18 protein-coding genes and 1 pseudogene are annotated in these 19,872 nt (G+C 62.0%); 7 read left to right on the forward strand and 12 right to left on the reverse strand.

The genetic code is table 11. From position 1 onward, the window contains the following. Positions 1 to 317 precede the first annotated feature (317 nt). From metF to HPDFL43_RS16025, 5 genes and pseudogenes are all read right to left on the reverse strand, one after another. Positions 318 to 1,232 (reverse strand): methylenetetrahydrofolate reductase [NAD(P)H], encoded by a 915-nt coding sequence (gene metF, locus HPDFL43_RS16005; RefSeq protein WP_007198428.1) that lies wholly within the window; start codon positions 1,230 to 1,232, stop codon positions 318 to 320. Next, positions 1,233 to 2,246, reverse strand: a complete 1,014-nt coding sequence (locus HPDFL43_RS16010) for an ArsR/SmtB family transcription factor (RefSeq protein ID WP_007198429.1) — start codon at positions 2,244 to 2,246, stop codon at positions 1,233 to 1,235. A 203-nt stretch (positions 2,247 to 2,449) separates the two neighbouring features. After that, the gene (locus HPDFL43_RS16015) at positions 2,450 to 3,079 is read right to left on the reverse strand and encodes an MOSC domain-containing protein (protein ID WP_007198430.1); all 630 of its coding nucleotides are present in this window, start codon (positions 3,077 to 3,079) and stop codon (positions 2,450 to 2,452) included. Positions 3,080 to 3,163: 84 nt separating this feature from the next. Further along, positions 3,164 to 4,975, reverse strand: coding sequence for an ABC transporter permease (locus tag HPDFL43_RS16020; RefSeq protein ID WP_007198431.1), 1,812 nt, complete (start codon positions 4,973 to 4,975; stop codon positions 3,164 to 3,166). Between the two features lie 9 nt (positions 4,976 to 4,984). Next, positions 4,985 to 5,971 (reverse strand): annotated as a pseudogene (locus HPDFL43_RS16025) (ABC transporter substrate-binding protein). Between the two features lie 256 nt (positions 5,972 to 6,227). Here HPDFL43_RS16025 and HPDFL43_RS16030 point away from each other — a divergent pair. Beyond that, positions 6,228 to 6,671 carry a hypothetical protein gene (locus tag HPDFL43_RS16030; RefSeq protein ID WP_007198434.1) on the forward strand — a complete coding sequence of 148 codons (444 nt, stop codon included), beginning with the start codon at positions 6,228 to 6,230 and terminating at the stop codon, positions 6,669 to 6,671. Between the two features lie 6 nt (positions 6,672 to 6,677). Here the strand turns inward: HPDFL43_RS16030 and HPDFL43_RS16035 are convergent, their stop codons facing one another. From HPDFL43_RS16035 to HPDFL43_RS16060, 6 genes are all read right to left on the reverse strand, one after another. After that, complete coding sequence (locus tag HPDFL43_RS16035; protein ID WP_007198435.1) at positions 6,678 to 7,358, reverse strand: SDR family oxidoreductase; 681 nt, start codon at positions 7,356 to 7,358, stop codon at positions 6,678 to 6,680. A 250-nt stretch (positions 7,359 to 7,608) separates the two neighbouring features. Beyond that, positions 7,609 to 7,875, reverse strand: a complete 267-nt coding sequence (locus HPDFL43_RS16040; RefSeq protein ID WP_007198436.1) for a type II toxin-antitoxin system RelE family toxin — start codon at positions 7,873 to 7,875, stop codon at positions 7,609 to 7,611. Next, positions 7,872 to 8,120, reverse strand: coding sequence for a DUF6290 family protein (locus tag HPDFL43_RS16045; RefSeq protein WP_007198437.1), 249 nt, complete (start codon positions 8,118 to 8,120; stop codon positions 7,872 to 7,874). Before HPDFL43_RS16045 ends, HPDFL43_RS16040 begins: the two co-directional genes overlap by 4 nt. 112 nt (positions 8,121 to 8,232) lie before the next feature. After that, positions 8,233 to 9,882: an energy-dependent translational throttle protein EttA gene (gene ettA / locus HPDFL43_RS16050; protein ID WP_007198438.1), complete on the reverse strand. Its 1,650-nt coding sequence runs from the start codon at positions 9,880 to 9,882 to the stop codon at positions 8,233 to 8,235. 202 nt (positions 9,883 to 10,084) lie between these two features. Continuing rightward, a complete protein-coding gene (locus HPDFL43_RS16055) occupies positions 10,085 to 10,315 on the reverse strand; it encodes a hypothetical protein (RefSeq protein ID WP_156970304.1) in 231 nt (76 codons plus the stop codon). Between the two features lie 85 nt (positions 10,316 to 10,400). Then, on the reverse strand, positions 10,401 to 12,098 hold the full coding sequence (locus tag HPDFL43_RS16060) for a pentapeptide repeat-containing protein (protein WP_007198440.1): 1,698 nt from the start codon (positions 12,096 to 12,098) through the stop codon (positions 10,401 to 10,403). Between the two features lie 182 nt (positions 12,099 to 12,280). Here HPDFL43_RS16060 and HPDFL43_RS16065 point away from each other — a divergent pair, with 182 nt between their 5' ends. The 5 genes from HPDFL43_RS16065 to HPDFL43_RS21465 all read left to right on the forward strand — a co-directional run bounded on the left by HPDFL43_RS16065 (position 12,281) and on the right by HPDFL43_RS21465 (position 17,500). Further along, positions 12,281 to 13,225, forward strand: coding sequence for an alpha/beta fold hydrolase (locus tag HPDFL43_RS16065; RefSeq protein ID WP_007198441.1), 945 nt, complete (start codon positions 12,281 to 12,283; stop codon positions 13,223 to 13,225). A 114-nt stretch (positions 13,226 to 13,339) separates the two neighbouring features. Next, positions 13,340 to 14,137 carry a TerC family protein gene (locus tag HPDFL43_RS16070; protein ID WP_007198442.1) on the forward strand — a complete coding sequence of 266 codons (798 nt, stop codon included), beginning with the start codon at positions 13,340 to 13,342 and terminating at the stop codon, positions 14,135 to 14,137. 6 nt (positions 14,138 to 14,143) lie between these two features. Continuing rightward, entirely contained in the window at positions 14,144 to 15,358 is a 1,215-nt protein-coding gene (locus HPDFL43_RS16075; protein WP_007198443.1) for a CaiB/BaiF CoA transferase family protein, read from the forward strand. 8 nt (positions 15,359 to 15,366) lie between these two features. Continuing rightward, entirely contained in the window at positions 15,367 to 17,040 is a 1,674-nt protein-coding gene (locus tag HPDFL43_RS16080; RefSeq protein ID WP_040450373.1) for a thiamine pyrophosphate-binding protein, read from the forward strand. 46 nt (positions 17,041 to 17,086) lie between these two features. Beyond that, a complete protein-coding gene (locus tag HPDFL43_RS21465) occupies positions 17,087 to 17,500 on the forward strand; it encodes a thiol-disulfide oxidoreductase DCC family protein (RefSeq protein ID WP_169743260.1) in 414 nt (137 codons plus the stop codon). Between the two features lie 39 nt (positions 17,501 to 17,539). On the opposite strand, the gene HPDFL43_RS16090 is transcribed toward HPDFL43_RS21465, so the two are convergent. Further along, entirely contained in the window at positions 17,540 to 17,878 is a 339-nt protein-coding gene (locus tag HPDFL43_RS16090) for a protein tyrosine phosphatase family protein (protein WP_040450377.1), read from the reverse strand. A 252-nt stretch (positions 17,879 to 18,130) separates the two neighbouring features. On the opposite strand from HPDFL43_RS16090, the gene HPDFL43_RS16095 reads away from it, so the two are divergent. After that, the gene (locus HPDFL43_RS16095; RefSeq protein ID WP_007198447.1) at positions 18,131 to 19,801 is read left to right on the forward strand and encodes an ABC transporter permease; all 1,671 of its coding nucleotides are present in this window, start codon (positions 18,131 to 18,133) and stop codon (positions 19,799 to 19,801) included. The last annotated feature ends 71 nt before the right edge of the window (positions 19,802 to 19,872 follow it).

A 19,872-nucleotide genomic window follows, 5' to 3' on the forward strand; every position in this document is an offset into this window, starting at 1 on the left:
ACGCGCTGATAACCTATATATTGCAGGCACTTATACAGCGCCACAGGGGACTTTTTGCGCACTTTAGCTGCAATGCAGCAACGAATTTGCTTTCCAGCAACTCAAACCCGTGTCTATCATTCCAAGGTACAACGCCTAGGAGGACCACCATGGGATTTACGCAATCGCTCAATGCCCTCGTGATCTGTGCAGCGTTCATGTTTGTCGGCGCACTGCTTTTCATCTAGCTGTGTAAAGCGCCGCCACGATGGGAAAAGTTCAATGACGGGAGCGTTTCGGCGCTCCCGTTTTTTTGTGCCCGGAGGCGCCGGACAAGATCAAGCCGCAGCGCCCACCGCAGGGGTTTCACCGCTGCGCAATCCCAGCAGATGGCAGATTGCATAAACCAGCTGGGCCCGGTTCATGGTGTAGAAGTGGAAATCATCGACTCCGCGCTCGACAAGGTCGGTCACCTGATCCGCCGCAATCGCCGCCGCCACCAATGCGCGGGTTTCGGGGTCCTTCTCCAGGCCGTCAAAGCGCCGCGCCAGCCAATCGGGGATCGATGTGCCGCAAAGTTTTGAGAACCGTGCCACCTGGCCAAAATTGTGGATCGGCAGGATGCCCGGCACGATCGGAATATAGATTCCTGCCCGGCGCACCCGTTCGACATAGCGCTCATAGAGATCATTGTCGAAAAAGAACTGGGTGATCGCCCGCGTTGCACCTGCATCCACCTTGCGCTTGAGCATGTCGATGTCGGTGGCAAAATCCGGGCTTTCGGGATGACGTTCGGGATAGGCTGACACCGAGATTTCGAAATCGTCGATGGCACGAAGGCCCGCGACCAGTTCCGCTCCATTGGCATAGCCTTCGGGATGCGGCTGGTAGGCAGCACCCACACCCTCCGGCGGGTCACCCCTGAGTGCCACAAAATGCTTCACACCGACCGATTTGAACTCGCGTGCAACCGCATCGACGGAGGCCTTGTCTGAACCCACACAGGTCAGATGCGCCGCCGGTGCCAGGCTGGTTTCCGAAGCGATCCGGCTCACGGTCTTGAGCGTCGGCTGCTTGGTCGAGCCGCCGGCGCCATAGGTCACCGACACGAAATCGGGCTGGAACGGTGCCAGCTTGGTGATGCTTTCCCAGAGCTGGTTTTCCATATCCCCGTTCTTGGGCGGGAAGAACTCGAAGGAAACCTTGATCCGGTCGGAGAGGTCCTCGGCGCTGGCGCGTGGGGAGCTTGGCATTTATACGGTTCCTGTTTTGGGGAAGGACGTGTCACTGGCGATCAGCAAGCGCGGATCACGCGCAAGCCAGAGCGTCACGGTCAATGCGCCGCTGGTGTCTGTGCCCGCAGGCAGATCAACGATTTTCTCGACCGTGAGGCCGCATTGCTCGAGCCAGTCGCTCACCTGGCCATGGCTGAAGCCGAGGCGGGCGTGGGCGTGATCAAGCCGCAATGCCTCATGGTCGTGCGGGGCAAAATCAACAATGATCACCCGCCCGCCAGGCCTGAGCATGCGCGCCGCCTCGCTGATTGCAGGCAGCGGATCGTGCAGAAAGTGAAGCACCTGATGGATGGTGACCACATCGAAATTTTCACGATCGAGCGGCAGGTTGAAGATATCGCCCTGACGCACCGAGGCGTGGGTAATCCCGGCCTCATCAAGCTGGGCACGGGCGATGGCCAGCATGTCACGGCTGGAATCCACACCGATGGCCCGGCGATAGCGGTCGGAAAGCAGTTCCAGCATCCGCCCGGTTCCGGTGCCCAGATCCAGCAGCCCGTCAAACGGGGTCCGGCCGATCAGCTTTAATATCTCGGCCTCGACGCTGTCATCAGACACATGCATCTGCCGCAACTCGTTCCAGCTCGCGGCATTGGCGGAGAAATAGGCTTCCGCACGGCTGGCCCGCGCCTGCTTGACAGAGGCAAGACGCTCGACGTCACGGGCGAGATGCGGATCGGACGGAGAGGCTGCGGCCAGCGCCTCGCCCATCAGCTTGGCGCGCAACCCATCGCGCGACAGCCGGAAATAAGCCCAAGCGCCTTCCTGATAGCGCTCCACCAGTCCGGCTTCGCCCAACAGCTTGAGATGACGTGAAATCCGCGGCTGCGATTGCCCAAGCACCTCGGTCATTTCACTGACCGTAAGGTCGCCATGGCTCAAAAGCGCAATCAGCCGCAACCGCGTCGGCTCGCCCGCGGCCTTGAGTACCTCGACACATTCCTCAAGCGATAGCGGTGACAATGACAACATGCATAACCTCGAAAATGATATAAAGATATGTTTATGTCATTTTCGAGGTTTTGGCAAGCCCCATGTCGCCCAGATCAAACAATCTGTCGCATTCTCCCAAAATTCAAGGTGAACGGACCCATTGCCTGACCAACAGCAGAGCAGATACCCGTGCGCCTGGCCCGCATCATCTGAAGCAACAGCAGCGAAAAAGAACTCCGCGCTCAGGCGCCCGGATAGGTCCACTGTTCCCAGATCCGCGCCGTGACGGCCTCGCCCGCAGAGATGGTGCCCGGCTTTTCCACCCAGGCCACCACACCGCGGCGGCGTTTGGCTGCACTCACGAAGCTCAGCGCCAGCCCGGTCTGGTCCCTATCGGGGAAGTTTTTGGCGATCTGCGCCCCGGCAATCTTGCACGGCGCGTTGTCGCCGTCGATGCGCAGCGTCACCCCGCCTTCAAAGAACAGTTGCGTGCGCGGCGGCAGCATCGACAGCAGCGGGATGCCCTCGATCACCAGATTGGCGCCGATCCAGCCCGGTTCGATCCGGTCGATCCCCATATCCTTCGCGGCCATCGCCAGCTCGTCCGCCGCCACGATCGAGACCTGGCGTTCATTGCAGATCTCGGTGCCGCGCGGATACCAGGGCTCGCGCCCGCCGGACTTGCGTGTATGGCCGGCATGGTAGTCATCCGCGATCCCCTCGAACCCGACCACAAGCCTGGCCGCCGCATCGCTCGGGAAATCCCCACCGCGCGCATCCAGCACGGCACTGACCATGCCCTTGATTTTGCGTGCAGCAATGATCTCGGGCAGGGTTACAGGGGCATCGGGAAACATCGGCAGGGTCATCATGCGCTCCGGTCGTTGGGATGAAAGCAGGTTCCGGAATACCCCAAGGCGCGTTGATGAACCAATCAATAAGCGTGACGCAATCCTTCAGCCCGATGCAACGGCCCCGTTGCCTTCACGGCTGCGCAGGATCCCAGCCCGTTCGGAACGCAAACGCCGGCCGCCCAGCGCCTGCCAGGGCAACGCGTTTTCGGGCAGCCTGCGGGCCAGCAATTGCAGGATCAGCATCAGCAGACAAACAAGCACCGACGCCGCGACCGCAACCGCCGCGGCTTCCGAGCCCAGGCCTGCATCCTCAAGGCTGAGCAATGCCACCCCCAGCGTCTCATTGCCAGCAGACCATAACAGCGCCGACACGGTCAGTTCGTTGAAGGCCAGCAGGAACACCATCAGCGCACCGGCCAGCACTGCCGGCAGCACCATTGGCATGATGATGTAGCGAAGCCGCTGGCCGAGCCGCGCGCCATCACAGATGGCCGCCTCCTCAACCGCAGAATCAAGCGTTGCCATTGCCGCCAGCACCGGCTTGAGCGCAATCGCCAGGAACCTTGCATGATAGGCAAACAGGATGATCCAGGGTGTGGCATAAATAGATATGCCAATAACCGGCAGCGGCTTTATGAAAAGCAGGATGCAGGCGATCGCCAGCACGATGCCGGGCGCCGCATAGGGCAACTCGATCAACGCAAGCGACGCCGCCTTCAGCTTGGCGCCCGCACGGTCAAGCAGATAGGCGAACCCCAGCGCAAGACAGGCCAGGCTGAGCGCCGCAGCACCGGCAAACAGCATCGAATTCTCGAACGCCCGCACCGTCAGGTCCTGCCGCAACAGCACTTCCCAATATTGCGCCAGGGTCAGGCTCTCAAGCGAGAGCCTGACGCCATAGGCCGGCACCAGCGAGGTGGCGACAAGCGATGCAAGAGGCAGCAGGATCGCAACCGCAATGAAGCACCAGACACCAATCTCGATCGGCAATCGCGCCCGGCCAAGCTTCCAGAACGGTTCCAGCGGGAAATCCGCCTCGAGCCGGCTTTGCCGCCGCGCCAGCAACCATCCCGCAGCCACCACCCCGGTTCCGGCAATCGCTGCAATCAGCACCGATATCGCCGCCGCATCATTGATCGTGGAGGGGCCGAAACTGGCGAGCTTCTGGTAAAGCAGGGTCGGCAGCGTGAGATAACCCACCGGCAGGCCAAGCAAGGCCGGAATGCCAAAATTGCCGGTTCCGGCCACAAACACCAGGATCGCGGCGGAGAGCAGGAACGGGCCGAGCAGCGGCATGATGATCCGACGGACCACCTGCCAGGGGGACGCCCCGTCAAGCAGCGCCGCCTCGATCAGCGGCCGTGGCAGGCTCGAAAGTCCTGCCGCCAATGTGATTGCCACAAGCGGCGCATGATGCAGCCCCATCACCAGGATGATGCCGAATTCACCCAGCATCGGGTTGGGCGTGCCCGGCGCCGGCGCAAGGCCAATCAGCTTGAGAAGCGGGGAAGCCGGCCCGGCAAGCGTCTTGAAGGCGAGAGCGGAAATCTGCGGCGCGATCATCAGCGACAGCACCATGATGAAAGCCATCGCCCCGCGCCCGCGCATATTGGTCACCGCCAGCGCCAGGCTGAACACCAGCCCGATGCCCATCGCCACGGCGCCCGAACCAAAAGCAATCACCAATGTGTTGAGTGTCGCCTGCCGGACATCGCCAGTGTTGAGCACCGACCAGAAAGCGCCAGCCCCGCCCTCCAGCGCGGTTAGCAGCAGCCGCCCGACCGGCAGGATAGAGAGCACCAGGATCGCAGCCGCCAGCAACAGCGCCAGGCCCGTGCCCTCGCGCCAGCGCCACTTGAAACGGACCGGACCGCGCAGCCTGATGCGCGGTCCGGCAATGTCGGAAACGGTCAACCCTGTGCCTTACTGGCCGAAGATTTCAGCAAAACGGGCCTTGTTGGCGTCAGCTTCCTTGAGCGCCTTGGCGGCATCAAACGGCATCACCTTGATCGCGCTGCGGTCAGGGAAACCGGCAGGCACGGCCACATCGGGATGCGCCGGCAGATAGCCCTGGCTCAGCGCCAGTTCCTGGCCTTCCTTCGAAATCAGGAAGTCGACAAACGCCTTGGCGGCATCAGCGTTCTGGGTCGAGGAAAGGATCGCCACCGGCTCGGAAATCGCCGACACGCCCTCTTCGGGAAACACGAACTCAACCGGTGCGCCCTTGGCCTTCTCGCGGATCGGCAGGAAGTCGACGACCATGCCGTAGAGCTTCTCGCCGCCGGCAACCTGCTTGAGCACGCCGCCATTGCCGCCCGAGGCCTGCGCGCCGTTGGCCGCCAGCCCCTCATAATAGCTCCAGCCCGCATCCAGATTACCCACCAGCGTGGCGGTGTGGATCAGCGCAGCGCCCGAGGTCAGTGGCGACGGCATTGCTAGCTGGCCCTTGGCCTCGTCCTTGAGAAGATCTTCCCAGGAGGACGGGATCATGGTGGCCGCGGTGTTCTACATGATGCCGGTGGTGATCAGCTTGGTGCCGAACCATGTCTTGTCGGCGTCATGGGTGCCCGCGGCATAGGCCGAGACATCCGCATCGGGATGCGCCATCAGCAGATCGCGGGCCTTCAGCCCTTCCATGGTCACACTGTCTGCTATCAGCAGCACATCGGCGGGTGTCGATCCGGCCGCAAGTTCCGCCTCGAGCTTGGCCATGATCTTGGTGGTGCCGTCGCGCACGAAAGTCACCTTCACATCCGGATAGGCCTGCATGAAGGCATCGATCGACTGCTGCGCATCAGTGTTGGGCTGGCTGGTGTAGAGCGTCAGCGTACCATCGACCGCATGGGCCGGGGAGGCGAGAACGGCGAACGAGGCCATCAGGCCGAGCGAGATCGGAAGCAGACGGTGCATCTGGGCAACTCCATGGTTGGGTTCGATAATTCGGTTCATAGACTGACGTCGGGCAGCGTTAATCCGCCTCGGTGACAGAGGGATGACAGACCCGTGGCCCGATTTGCCGCACCGTGACCGGAAAGTTCGCACCCTCACTGAAACACGCCGGAAACAGCAGCCTGTCATCTCCCACAACACGGTTTCGACGGCAGCTTCGAGATGTGCTAAACTTATCCTGCGGGGGCGCGATTTCTGGATCAGGGAGAACATCCGGATGCTTGCACGATCATTCAGCCGACCATTTGCCAGCCCACTCACACGCCTGGCGGGCCTCGCACTGGCCCTCACCGCCGCTCATCCCGCAGCCCTGATGGCTGCCGACATGTCCTGCAACCGGTTGCTCGAACCGGGGCAGAAAATGATATGCTCGGGCTTCGAACCCAACTGGGCCCTCGAGATCACCTGCAATGGTGAAGCTGCATCAAACTTCATCGACGCCTTCTCGGGCGACGGCATCCAGACCACGCCGGGCAGCATCAGCTTCGCCAGCGAAGACCCCTGGCAGCTTGCGACCAGCCATCCGGTCACCGGCTCGATTGCCTACACGCCCAATGGCTGCACAGACGAGAGCGACCGGGTCAGCGACTTCACCTTCACGCCCACCGGCGCACCGGGTCTGTCCGAACCGTTCTTTCCCTTTTGCTGCAGGGTCGAATAGAGAGCGTCACCAGGCCGCGCTTGAACCGTCCCAGTTGAAGAACCGTCCTGTGCGCTTCAGCGTCAGCCCCTCGGCGATCTTGAGGATCCCGTTGGCGCTGGTGCCCGCATCGATATCGGCCTCCGCGCCGCCCATGTCGGTCCTGACCCAGCCAGGATGCAACATCGCCACCGCGATCCCTATCGGTTCAAGATCGGTGGCCAAACCCTGCATCACCTTGTTGACCGCCGCTTTTGACGCCCGGTAGGCGATCCGGTCGGACTTGGCATAGGACAGGCTACCCATGGACGAGGAAATCGTGAGTATACGCGGGGCCGCGCTACGCCGGAGATGCGGCAGGAACGCCTGGCTTACCGCCAGCGGCGCCAGCGTGTTGACGGCAATCGTCTGCGCAAACCCGTCAAAATCCATGTCCAGCGTCGATTGACGGTCGGGCCCGATGATGCCGGCATTGTTGATCAGGATGTCGATCGGTTCGCTGATCGAAGACGCCGCCGCCCGCACCGCCTCGTAATCAGTCACATCGAACACCAGGTCATGAAACTTTGGGTGTTCGCAGATATGCGCATCCGGATCCGTCACCTCGCTACGCGCCGACCCATAAACCGTCCAGCCTTTCGCAAGCGCCTGTTTGGCCAGTTCAAGCCCGATGCCCCGATTGGTGCCGGTGATGAGGATGGTGGTCATGGGGAGGCGTCCTTGTTCAACAGTTCCGAGAACGTTGAACAGACCCTAGAATATCAAGTCAACTTGAGATCAAGGGTTGTTTTTGCCAAAGCGCAAAAAACAGCGACGTAGAGGACACGACCGCCCTCTCCGTCCTTTTTATCAACGCGTCACCCGCTTGCAACTGACCTATTCAGCGCCGAGCCAAAAACCGTCCAGCCTTTTGCCAGCGCCTGTTTGGCCAGTTCAAGCCCGATGCCCCGATTGGTGGTCAACGATAAATCTCTCTGCGGTGGCCTATCTCGATGACCACTATGGTCATCAGCCCCTCTGATATCTGCACAATAATCCGCAGGTCGCCGACACGAAATCGCCAAAGCTCTTCGGTCTTCCCCTGCAATCGCTTTGCCAGCAGCCGGGGGTCAGGGTGAGGCACAACCCGTTCATGCAGGAATTTGAGCACCCTGCTGCGGTCTGTCGGGTTGAGTTTTGAAAACTGCTTGCGCGCCGATTTGGTGAACGAGACCGCCCAGGTCATTCTGCGGCGTGCAGCGAATTTCCGTTCTCGTCAGTGCCATCGCCAAACTCGGCGATGATATCGGCCAGGGGAATGCGTTCGCCACCATCCTTGGCAAGAGCGGCCTCAGCGGTTGCCAGGTCTTCCAGATCCTCAACGCGCTCCCGGATTGCCTGAAGCACAAACTCCTCCTTGCTCACACCAAGATCCTTGGCGAAGCGGTCGAGCAGATTTTCAAGCTCTTTCGGCAGATCGAGTGTGATCATCACGGCATTCCTTTGCACCGGATTGTAATGCGCACGGCAATGCAATTCAACTGCACCACAATCAGGCCAAGCAAGGCCTGATTGTGTATCGCGTATCTCCGATGGCAGAGGCCTATCGCGTCAGCGGCTTGTACGTCACCCGCTTCGGGTTCACCGAGTCCGCGCCCAGCCTCCGGATCTTGTCCTGCTCGTAATCCTCGAAATTGCCCTCGAACCATTCCACGTGGCTGTCGCCCTCGAAGGCCAGAATGTGGGTGGCAAGGCGGTCGAGGAACATGCGGTCATGCGAAATGATGACGGCGCAGCCGGCGAAGTTTTCGAGCGCCTCTTCGAGCGCGCCGAGCGTTTCGGTGTCGAGATCGTTGGTCGGCTCATCGAGCAGCAGCAGGTTGCCGCCGGATTTGAGCAGCTTGGCCAGATGCACGCGGTTGCGCTGGCCGCCAGACAGCGTGCCAACCTTCTGCTGCTGGTCGCCGCCCTTGAAGTTGAAGGTCGAGCAATAGGCGCGCGAATTCATCTCGTGCTTGCCGAGCTTGATGATGTCATTTCCGCCCGAGATTTCCTCCCAGACAGTCTTGCTGCCATCAAGCGAATCCCGGCTCTGGTCGACATAGGCGAGCTGCACGGTTTCACCCATGGTGACCGTGCCGGAATCAGGCTGTTCCTGCCCGGTGATCATCCGGAACAGCGTGGTCTTGCCCGCGCCGTTGGGGCCGATCACGCCGACTATGCCGCCGGGCGGCAGCTTGAAGGTGAGATCATCGATCAGCAGCCGGTCACCATAGGCCTTGGAGAGGCCTTCGACGTCGATCACCTGATTGCCGAGCCGTTCACCGGTCGGGATGACAATCTGTGCCTCGCCGGGGCGGCGGTCACCGGCGGCCTTGACCAGTTCGTCATAGGCCCGGATACGCGCCTTGGACTTGGCCTGACGGGCTTTCGGCGAGGAGGCAATCCATTCCTGTTCGCGCGCCAGCGATTTCTGCCGCGACGCTTCCTCGCGGCCCTCCTGCTTCATGCGCTTGGCCTTGGCTTCCAGATAGGCAGTGTAATTGCCCTCATAGGGAATGCCGCGGCCACGGTCGAGCTCGAGAATCCAGCCCGTCACATTGTCGAGGAAGTAGCGGTCATGGGTGATCATGATCACGGCGCCGGGATATTCCCTGAGGTGCTTTTCAAGCCAGGCGATGCTTTCCGCGTCAAGGTGGTTGGTCGGCTCATCAAGCAGGATCAGATCCGGCTGGCGAAGCAGCAAAGCACAGAGCGCCACGCGGCGCTTCTCACCACCCGAAAGCCCTTCGACCGAGGCTTCGCCGGGCGGGCAGCGCAGCGCTTCCATCGCCATTTCCACCTGGCTGTCGAGATCCCACAGGTTTTGCGAATCGATGACATCCTGCAACTGAGCGCCCTCGTCGGCGGTCTCGTCGGAGTAGTTCATCATCAGCTCGTTGTAGCGGTCGAGGATCGCCTGCTTTTCAGCAACGCCTTCCTTGACATTTTCGAGCACCGTCTTGCTTTCATCGAGCTGCGGCTCCTGCGGCAGGTAGCCAAGCGTCGCGCCCTGGGCCAGCCAGGCTTCGCCGGTGAACTCGGTGTCCAGGCCGGCCATGATCCGCAGGACAGTCGACTTGCCCGCGCCGTTGGGACCGAGAATACCGATCTTGGCGTCCGGGTAGAACGACAGATGAACGTTTTCGAGGACCTTCTTGGCGCCATAGGCCTTGTTCAGCCCCGCCATGTGATAGATGAATTGCCGTGCCACGATGCGCTCCAGACAAGAATTGGGATGGTTTGAGCGCTGTCTAAGCGAAATGGCGGCCAAGGGCAATGCGGACGGGCCGGACTCCCCCAGCCGATCAGCCTTCAAGACTTGAAAACGAACCCAGTCTTGAAGGTGCAAATGTCACCGCTGCGATGCACTGACGTCTTGTCCACGCGCTTCCTGGCGTTGGAGCCAAAGCGCTCTAGGCAGAGAAGCCGACCGTCACGCCCTTTTTGCGGAAATAGGACTGCATGATCTTGCGTCCCTGCCGGTTCGGCTGCACCAGCTTGGCCGGATCGAACACGGCTTGCTTAACACCTTCGCGCGCCATGGCAGCCTTGAGCGCAGCGATATGGATGTCCAGCTCTTCATTGTCGTTGTTGATCGACGCGTAGATGTTGTCGATGGCTTGGTTCAGGGTCAGATCGCTCAAATGTCGGCACTCCATCACTTGTTGGCCTTCAACTAGCGATTTTTGCGGCAAGAGCAAGCGGCAAGACCGCCATCAACATGGCAGCTCAATCCGCCACCGGCTCTACCCGGCTGATCCGCCAGGCCTGAACACCGGCATAGGAAGCTTCAGGCACATGATTGGTCATCTCGATGTAGCGCGGATGATCGGCGACCTCCCCGGCGGCGATTGAAACCAAGCTCCAGCGTTCGGGAACGAACGAGCCCGGCATCGCGGTTTGCGCCAGGGTCTGCAAAAATGTCTGGTCGAAGACGATGGCCCCCTCAAGGTCCATTGAGAGCAGGCTGGCCCCCTCAAAGCTGCTCTCGATGATCATCGCATCCCGGAAGCTCGCCCCGGCGATCGAAGCCCCTGTGAAGTCCACCATGGCAACAACCGCGCCGTCAAACACCGGCGCAATGGCATTGACGCGCGCAAACCCGGTTTTGTGGATCACGCTGTTGCTGAAACTGATCCCGGCCATGCTGGTGGGCAGATAGTCGAAATCGCCCGCGGTAAACAGCTCCGACACATCGCCCGCCGCCAGAGAGGAGAAATCCGAATCGCGAACCACCGCATTTTCGATCCGGGCATGATCGAGCTGCGCCGCCCCGAACAGGCAGCCGACCATCCGCGTCCAGGAGAAATCGGCAAAAGCCAGCCGCGCATGCTGCATCGAAAGCCCGCCCGCCAGTTCGCGGCGGAACTCGGCAAAGGAAAAATCCGCTCCAAGGGCGGTCAGCATTTCGGTCTCGAGAATGGAATTGGCTGTCAGCATGGTCAGCAGGTCGCCACGCTCAGGGCTGACTGAGCGGTCCACCAGACGCTCATTGTCCGCGCCTTCCCCGCCGGCATCCAGTAGGCTGGGGTCTGCCAGCGCATCCGGTCTGTGGGCAAGCGCCGTCCGGATCAATCCGTCGGCATCGCGTGGATTTGCATTGGACGGTGCAAGATACCGGTAGGGTCGGGCCACGAGGCTAGCGGCGACAATGCGCCCGCGGGTGGAACTTGAAAGATTCGACAATCCGAAATTGTCGATTTTGCCGCCAGCATCCAGAAATGCTTGCCGTTCCGCTCCGATCAGAGCCCCGATCTCCACCACTTCCGGGCCGATCTGGGCACTGCGTTCGGCTTCCGCGAGCTGGATCTGGGTATCGATCAGCGAATTCTGGAAATCGATGCGCTGGTTCTGCTCCACCAGCAACACCGATTGCGCACGAAGCAGTTTGTTTTGCTCAAACAGCAATGCAGAGCCCGCAAGAGCCGCCATGGCGGCAATCAAGCCAGTGATCGACGCGACCAGCCAGCGACGGCTCGACACCCATGCGTAACGCGCCAGCGCAATCTCGGCGAAATCCCGTGCGGCATTGGTGGCCTCTTCCACCTTCTGGCCCGCTGCATAGCGCGCCACATCGGCAAGTGGCCCGGCGAACCGGGTGACTTCAATCTCCGAGCGGCGGAACATCCAGCGCCACAAGGGCTGCCGGAACACGAACACCAGCGAGAGGATGACGAGGACGAACAGCAAGGCCCCAAGGATGATCCCAAGCACCACCGATCCATGATCGCTGAGAAACCCCGGCATGAAGATTGCCGCCGGAATCCCGCAGGCAACACCCAGCACGAAAAGCAAGAACCCCACCCCGGAACGTCCGGCAGAGCGGCTGCGTTCTTTCCCTGCCTCAAGTTGACGCCCTGCAGCGTCTTCATCGTCGCTCAACGCCGCATCCAGATCGCTGGCGTCAAAGTCATCCTTTCCAGCCACGTCCCAATCCCCGGTTGCCCAAAGCCTCCCTCAAGACCAACTGGCCATGCAGCAGCCCAAGGCGAACTCTAGCCAAAGAACGTAGAAAGGAAAAGAAGATCGGTAAGCAGTGATCCATGACACTACAAATGCATGGCTGTTGCCGCTTGACCATGCCGCGTTGGAAGGGGCATTTGTGGTCCATGACCGAACCGATTTTTTCTCCCTTCCCTATACAAAGCCCCACCGGCGCCCATCTTGCCGTGCGCCACATGCCGCCCCAGGGCCAGGCCCGCGGCGTGGTGCAGATCAACCATGGCCTGGCCGAGCACGCCGCCCGCTATGAACGCTTTGCCAGGTTTCTCGCGGCCCGTGGCTATCACGCCTATGCCCACGACCATCGCGGCCATGGCGCCACCCGCGCCCCTGATTCGATCCCCGGCGCCTTTTCCGGGTCCGGCGGCGCGGCAAAGGTCATCGCCGATGTTACAGCCATCCATGCACTGATCGCCGAGCGCCATCCCGGCCTGCCGGTTGTCACCTTCGGCCATTCCATGGGCGGTTTAATCACTCTGAATTTCGCTCAAGCCCACCCTCAGGCAAGCGCGGCAGTTGCGATCTGGAATTCCAATTTCAATGCCGGAGTGCTCGGACGGGCTGGCCAGGCGCTGCTAGCGGTCGAAGCCTTTTTCAAGGGCTCGGACACACCCAGCACGATCCTGCCCAAACTCACCTTCCAGACCTGGGCAAAGGCAATGAAAGACAGCCGAACCGATTCCGACTGGCTCTCACGCGATGAGGCCGAGGTCGATTCCTATATCGCCGATCCGCTTTGCGGCTGGGATGCCACCGTCAGCATGTGGCGCGATATTTTCGACATGATCTATGCCGGCAGCAGAGCCGATAATCTGGCGCGGCTGCCAAAATCCCTGCCGGTCCATCTGATCGGCGGCGCCGAAGACCCCGCAACCGACAAGGGCGCGGCGGTCATCTGGCTGGTCTCGCAGATGAGGAAAGCCGGTCTTACCGATGTCAGCGCCGAAGTGCTGGCGGGGACCCGGCACGAAACCCTCAACGAGATCAACAGCGACAAGGCCATGGCTGATTTTGCAAACTGGCTTGATCAGGTCATCGCGCCAGCGGCCTGATCCTCGACCTGCAAAAACTGTCGCAACACCCAAGGCTCGGAAAGGCGCAGCTGCGGGCGTGACACACTCCGGAAAAACCTGCTAACTGACAATCCGCGAACCGGAGGGCCGACCATGTTTGCAGACCTTTTCACACTCGACAATTTCACCACATTCCTGGTTTTGACCGCGCTGGAAACAGTGCTCGGTTTTGACAATTTGCTCTACATCTCGATCGAGGCGAAAAAGGTCGATCCGGCCCGCGCGGCGATGGTGCGCCGCTGGGGCATCATTCTCGCCATTGTGCTCAGGATCGTGCTGCTGTTTGTGGTGCTGCACCTGATCGCCCTGTTCGACGAGCCGTTCTTCGAGATCGCCTTGCCCTTTTTCTCAGGAGCCGTCAGCGGCCATTCGCTGATTGTGCTAGTCGGTGGCGTGTTCCTGATCTACACCGCGACCAAGGAGATTTTCCACATGATCGGCGTCGATGATCTGGAGCACGACACCAACCGTCCGGTGCGCCGCTCGGTCGCCGTCGCCCTGGTCTGGATCGTCGTCATGAACCTCGTCTTCTCCTTTGACACCGTGCTCTCGGCGGTCGCGCTGACCGACCATTTCATCGTCATGACCGCAGCGATCGTTGTTTCAGGCGCGCTGATGGTGCTGATGGCCGACACGGTTGCAAGCTTCCTCAACAAGAACCGCATGTACGAGGTGCTGGGCCTGTTCGTGTTGTTGCTGGTCGGTTTCATGCTGATGTCGGAAGGCGGTCACATCGCCCATCTCACCTTCTTCGGCTTCCCTGTCGAGCCGATGGCCAAGACCACCTTCTACTTCGTGCTGGTGACCCTGGTCGCAGTCGAAATCGTACAGTCGCGCTACCAGAAGCGGCTGCTTGCCGAGCGCGCGCTCAAGAACAAGACCGGAGCCTGATACCGCATGAGCAATCCTGACCCCTCGCACACCGCACCGGCCCCGCTTGCCGGTGTCCGGGTGATCGAACTGGCACGCATTCTGGCCGGGCCCTGGGCCGGTCAGCTGCTCGCCGATCTCGGTGCCGATGTGATCAAGATCGAGCATCCTCAGGGCGGCGACGACACCCGGCGCTGGGGTCCGCCCTTCGTCACCGGTGCGGATGGCGAAAACCTCTCGGCCGCCTATTATCATTCGGCCAACCGCGGCAAGCGCTCGATCACGCTCGACATCGCCAGCGCCGAGGGGGCTCGGACCGCACGTGATCTGATCGCCACCGCTGATGCGGTGATCGAGAACTTCAAGGTTGGCGGCCTGAAGAAATACGGCCTCGACTATGACAGTCTCAAGGCCGCCAATCCGCGTCTCGTCTATTGCTCGATCACCGGCTTCGGCCAGACCGGGCCTTACGCCCCGCGCGCCGGTTATGATTTCATCATCCAGGCCATGGCCGGCATGATGTCGATCACCGGCGAGCCCGGCCGCGAGCCGCAAAAGGCGGGCGTTGCCATCTCCGACATCTTCACCGGGCTCTATTCGGTCATCGCCATTCAGGCAGCCCTTCGCCATGCGGAAAAGACCGGCGAAGGTCAGATGATCGACATGGCGCTGTTTGACACCCAGGCCGGAATTCTGGGCAACCAGAACCTCAACTATCTGGTCTCCGGCGAGGCCCCGGTGCAGATGGGCAATGCCCATATGAACATCGCGCCCTATGAGGTGTTCCCGGTCTCTGATGGCCACGTCATCATCGCGGTCGGCAATGACGGCCAGTTCCAGCGCTTCTGCAAACTGCTGGGCGCCGGCGCCATGGCCGCCGATCCGGATTTCCAGACCAACCCGTCGCGCGTTGCTCACCGCGAGCGGCTGCGCACAGAAATCATCGCGGCAATGAGCCGCTTCACCAAGGCCGGGATGCTCGCCGCCTGCGAAGCCAACGCCGTGCCTGCCGGACCGATCAACACTATCGCCGAGATGTTCGATGACCCGCAGGCAATTGCCCGCGGCATGCAGATGGAGCTGACCGATCAGGCGGGCACGGGAATTCCTTCGGTGCGCGCACCGATCATCCTGCCTGCCTCGCCGCTCAATTACGACCGGCCGAGTCCGCGTCTGGGTGAACACACCGATGATGTTCTCGAAGAACTCGAACGTTTGAAAAGCACAAGGAAGAAGACCTGATGACTGGCATGCGAACCGGCGGGCAACTCATTGTCGACGCGCTCAAGGCCAATGGCGTGGAGCGGCTGTTCTGTGTGCCCGGCGAGAGCTATCTCGCAGTTCTCGACGCGCTGGTGGATTCGGGCGTCGGCGTCACCGTCTGCCGTCAGGAGGGCGGCGCGGCAATGATGGCAGATAGCTGGGGACGACTCACCGGCAAACCCGGCGTCTGCTTCGTCACCCGCGGCCCCGGTGCCACCAATGCCACCGCCGGTCTGCACATCGCGCGCCAGGATTCGATCCCGATGGTGCTGTTCATCGGCCAGGTGCAGCGCGATGCGCGCGAACGCGAGGCCTTCCAGGAGGTCGAATACCGCCGCGCCTTCACCGAATTCGCCAAATGGGTGGCCGAGATCGATGATCCGGCCCGCATCCCCGAATTCGTCAACCGCGCCTTCTCCGTCGCCCAGTCCGGCCGCCCTGGTCCTGTGGTGCTGGCGCTGCCCGAGGACGTGTTGCGCGAGATGGTCGAGAACCCGCCCGCCGAAATCCTTGCGAACCCGGTTCCCGCGATTCATCCGGGCGCGGCCCAGATCAAGGATCTTGCAGAACGCCTCGCCCGTGCCGAGCGCCCGGTGATGATCCTCGGCGGCACCCGCTGGACCGAAGGAGCGGTCCAGCAGGTCGAGCGCTTCGCCGAGCGGGCGCAGATCCCCGTTGGCTGCTCGTTCCGCCGCCAGATGCTGTTTGACCACACCCACCCCTGCTATGCCGGCGATGTCGGCATCGGCATCAACCCGGCGTTAGCTGATGAGATCACCAACTCCGATCTGGTGCTGCTGGTCGGCGGACGTTTCTCCGAAATGCCCTCCTCGGGCTACACGTTGATGGACATTCCGCATCCCCGCCAGCCGCTGGTGCATGTCCATGCCGACAGCGACGAGCTTGGCCGTGTCTACCGCCCGACCCTGGCGATCAACGCGGATCCGGCCTCTTTCGCCGAGGCGCTGTCCGCCATCGACACTGCCCCCTCGCCTGGCAGGGCCGAGCGGGTCGCGCGCATCCATGACGCCTATCTCACCTGGTCAACCCCGCCCGAAACCGGACCGGGCGACGTTCATATGGGCCCGATCATCAACTGGCTGCGCGATCACCTGCCCGAAGACGCGATCCTGACCAATGGCGCGGGCAATTACGCCACCTGGGTGCACCGCTATGTGCGCTTCCAGAAATTCGCCACCCAGGCCGCCCCCGCCTCGGGTTCGATGGGCTATGGCGTGCCCGCCGCTGTGGCCGCCAAGCAGGCCTTCCCGGAGCGCACCGTCGTGGCCTTCGCAGGTGATGGCTGCTTCATGATGCACGGCCAGGAGTTCGCCACCGCGATCCAGCACAAGCTTCCGGTCATCATCGTGGTGGTCAACAACTCGATGTACGGCACCATCCGCATGCATCAGGAGCGCGACTACCCGGGCCGTGTGAGCGCGACCGAACTGACCAATCCGGACTTCGCGGCGCTGGCCCGCGCCTATGGCGGCCATGGCGAGACGGTGGAGAGAACCCAAGACTTCGCCGCCGCCTTCCAACGCGCCGAAGCCAGCGGCATACCGGCGATCATCGAGGTCAAGCTTGATCAACAGGCGATCACCCCGACACGGACATTGGAGCAAATCTCGGGCAGCGGGGTGACAAAGGCGCGCAGCTGACAGGAAGCCGTCTTGCAAGTGCGCAATGCCGCACCACATGCAGAGCATGAAAAATCTTACGCCCCTCACCGTCTGGTATGATGGCGAATGCCCCGTGTGCCGCCAGGAGGTGACGCTGTACAGCCGCATGGACCGCCATGACCTGATCAACTGGGTCGATATTGGCGCACTTGACGACACTGAGTTGCCGCCCGGCAAGAGCCGCGACGATCTGCTTGGCCGGTTTCACACCCGCCCGCAGAGCGCCGGAAGCGATCGCCCGGACAACAAGGACGGCTACCTGATCGGGGTGGATGCCTTTGCCGCGATCTGGCAGCGGCTGCCCTGGCTGAGACGAGGCGCATTCCTGTTTCACACGCCCGGCATCCGGCAGCTCGCAAAACTCGGCTATCTCGGATTTCTCAAATGGCAGCGCGGCCATCGCGCCCGCCGCGAAGCGGTTGCCAAGGCCATCACCTGACCCTGGCCCGAAGCGCAACACCAGCCCGGTCCGGGTAAATCAGCCTCTCAGATGCGCCGTGTGCTGATAGACAGAGGTCGAACGCGCGCCAGAGCGGCAATAGCCAAGCATGGGTTGAGGCATTTCCTCGATCGCGTCGACCATCTCGCGCACCGCATCCGCCGTCACGCCCATCGGGCCGATGGGAATATGCCGCACCTCAAGCCCGAGCGCTTCAGCGGCCTGCTTGACGCTGTCAAAGCCCGGCTGGTCCGGCGCTTCGCCGTCGGGACGGTGACAGACGATTGACTTGAACCCGGCCGCCTTGATGGCTTCGAGGTCCTCGGCGGAAATCTGCCCGGCGACGGAATAGGTTTCATTGATCGGTCGAAGGTCCATGACGATGCCCGTTTTCTGCAAGGAGGCCGCGCGGCGGGGCCGGAGCGGCGGCAAGAATTGCTGTGTGCAAGGTTTAGGCAATGGCCTGCGCGGCGTCAATGTGCCACGAGCAACGCCTGTGCCGCCGGTTGACGCTAAAACCTGCATGAATTACTCCACAATCACACAGCATGGCGTTTCCATGTCTTCACAGGATGCGGAAGCACTTTGATACAGCGACGTCTGGCACCTTAGACAAAGGACATCCCGCCCGTGGGCGAACGCGCACTCAAGATCCTGGCCTGGATAGTCTCGCTGCTGTGCCTGGCGCCCATTGTTGCGGTCGCCTTCGCGGCCGTGTCGGGAACCTTCGACACCTGGAACAGCCTGATGGGCACGGTGATGCCGGGCTATGCCTGGACCACGCTGCAACTGGTCGTTCTGGTGGGGATTGGCACGGCAATTGTCGGCACGGCAACCGCCTGGCTGGTGACCACCTGCCATTTCCCCTTCCGCCGCACCTTCGAGATCGTGCTGGCGCTGCCGCTGGCATTTCCCGCCTATGTGCTCGCCTATGCCTACACCGATCTGCTCGATCACCCCGGCGCGGTGCAGACGGCGCTGCGTGATGTCACCGGCTGGGGGCCGCGCGATTACTGGTTCCCCGAAATCCGCTCGCTCGGCGGCGCCGCCGCGATGCTGGTTTTCGTGCTCTACCCCTATGTTTATCTGCTCGCCCGCGCTGCGTTCCTGAAGCAGTCGCCGACCGCCTATTTCGCCGCCCGCACCCTCGGCCACACGCCCTGGTCCGCCTTCTGGCGCGTCAGCCTGCCGATGGCGCGGCCAGCCATCGCCGGTGGTGTGCTGCTGGCGCTGATGGAAACCATTGCCGATTTCGGCACCGTGGCGCATTTCGGCGTGCAGACCTTCGCCACCGGGATCTATCACGCCTGGTTCTCGATGGGTGACCGCATGGCCGCTTCGCAGCTGGCGCTCTGCCTGCTCGTCGTGGCGCTGACCTTCGCCCTGCTGGAACGCGCCCAGCGAGGCGCTGCCAAACGCTTCCCTGCCGGGTCGAGACAGGAAACCATGGAACGCCACCCGCTCGCAGGCTGGCGCGCCGCGAGCGCCTTCGCAGCCTGTGCGGTGCCGGTGGCAATCGGCTTTGCGATCCCGCTCGTGGTACTGTTCGACATGGCAATTGACGCCGGCCGATCGCCGTTTTCGCCGCGCTATCTCGGCTATGTCGAAAACACCCTGACACTGGCCTCGATCACGGCACTGATCACCGTCGCAGCCGCGGTTGTTATCGGCTTTTGCGCCCGCATTGCACCTAGCCTGGCCGCGCGCTTTTCCGCCACCGCGGCCGGCATCGGTTACGCCGTGCCCGGCGGTGTCATCGCGGTCGGCCTGCTTGTCCCATTCGCAGCCCTCGACAACATGATCGACGCCTGGGCGCGGACCAATTTCGAAGTTTCCACCGGCCTCCTGTTCACCGGATCCATCGGGCTTCTGGTGGTGGCCTATATGGTCCGCTTCATCGCCGCCGCCCTCGGTGCCTTCGACACCGGCATTTCCGCAATCAAGCCCAACATCGACGCCGCCGCGCGCACGCTCGGACGCGGCTCCGGCCGGATGCTGTTCGAGATCCACCTGCCGCTGCTCAGGCCGAGCCTGCTCACCGCGCTGCTGATCGTCTTTGTCGACGTCATGAAGGAACTGCCGGCAACCCTGATCATGCGGCCCTTCAATTTCGACACGCTGGCCGTCCAGGCCTACCGCCTCGCCTCCGACGAACGCCTGCAACAGGCAGCCCTGCCCTCGCTGATGATCGTCGGCTTCGGCCTGCTGCCGGTGATCCTGCTGTGCTACACGATCGGCAAGACAGGCCGGACCAAAACAGCGGTCAGGCCGAAGATTGATGCGTTCGTGCCAGCCGGGTGAGGTCCGCTGAGGGCGGGGAGCAGTCTTTCGCTGCGGGCTGCGCCAAGGTCCGCTATGCAGGACGATGTAGA

Origin of the sequence: Hoeflea phototrophica DFL-43, from assembly GCF_000154705.2 — a bacterium.
GTDB lineage: Bacteria > Pseudomonadota > Alphaproteobacteria > Rhizobiales > Rhizobiaceae > Hoeflea > Hoeflea phototrophica.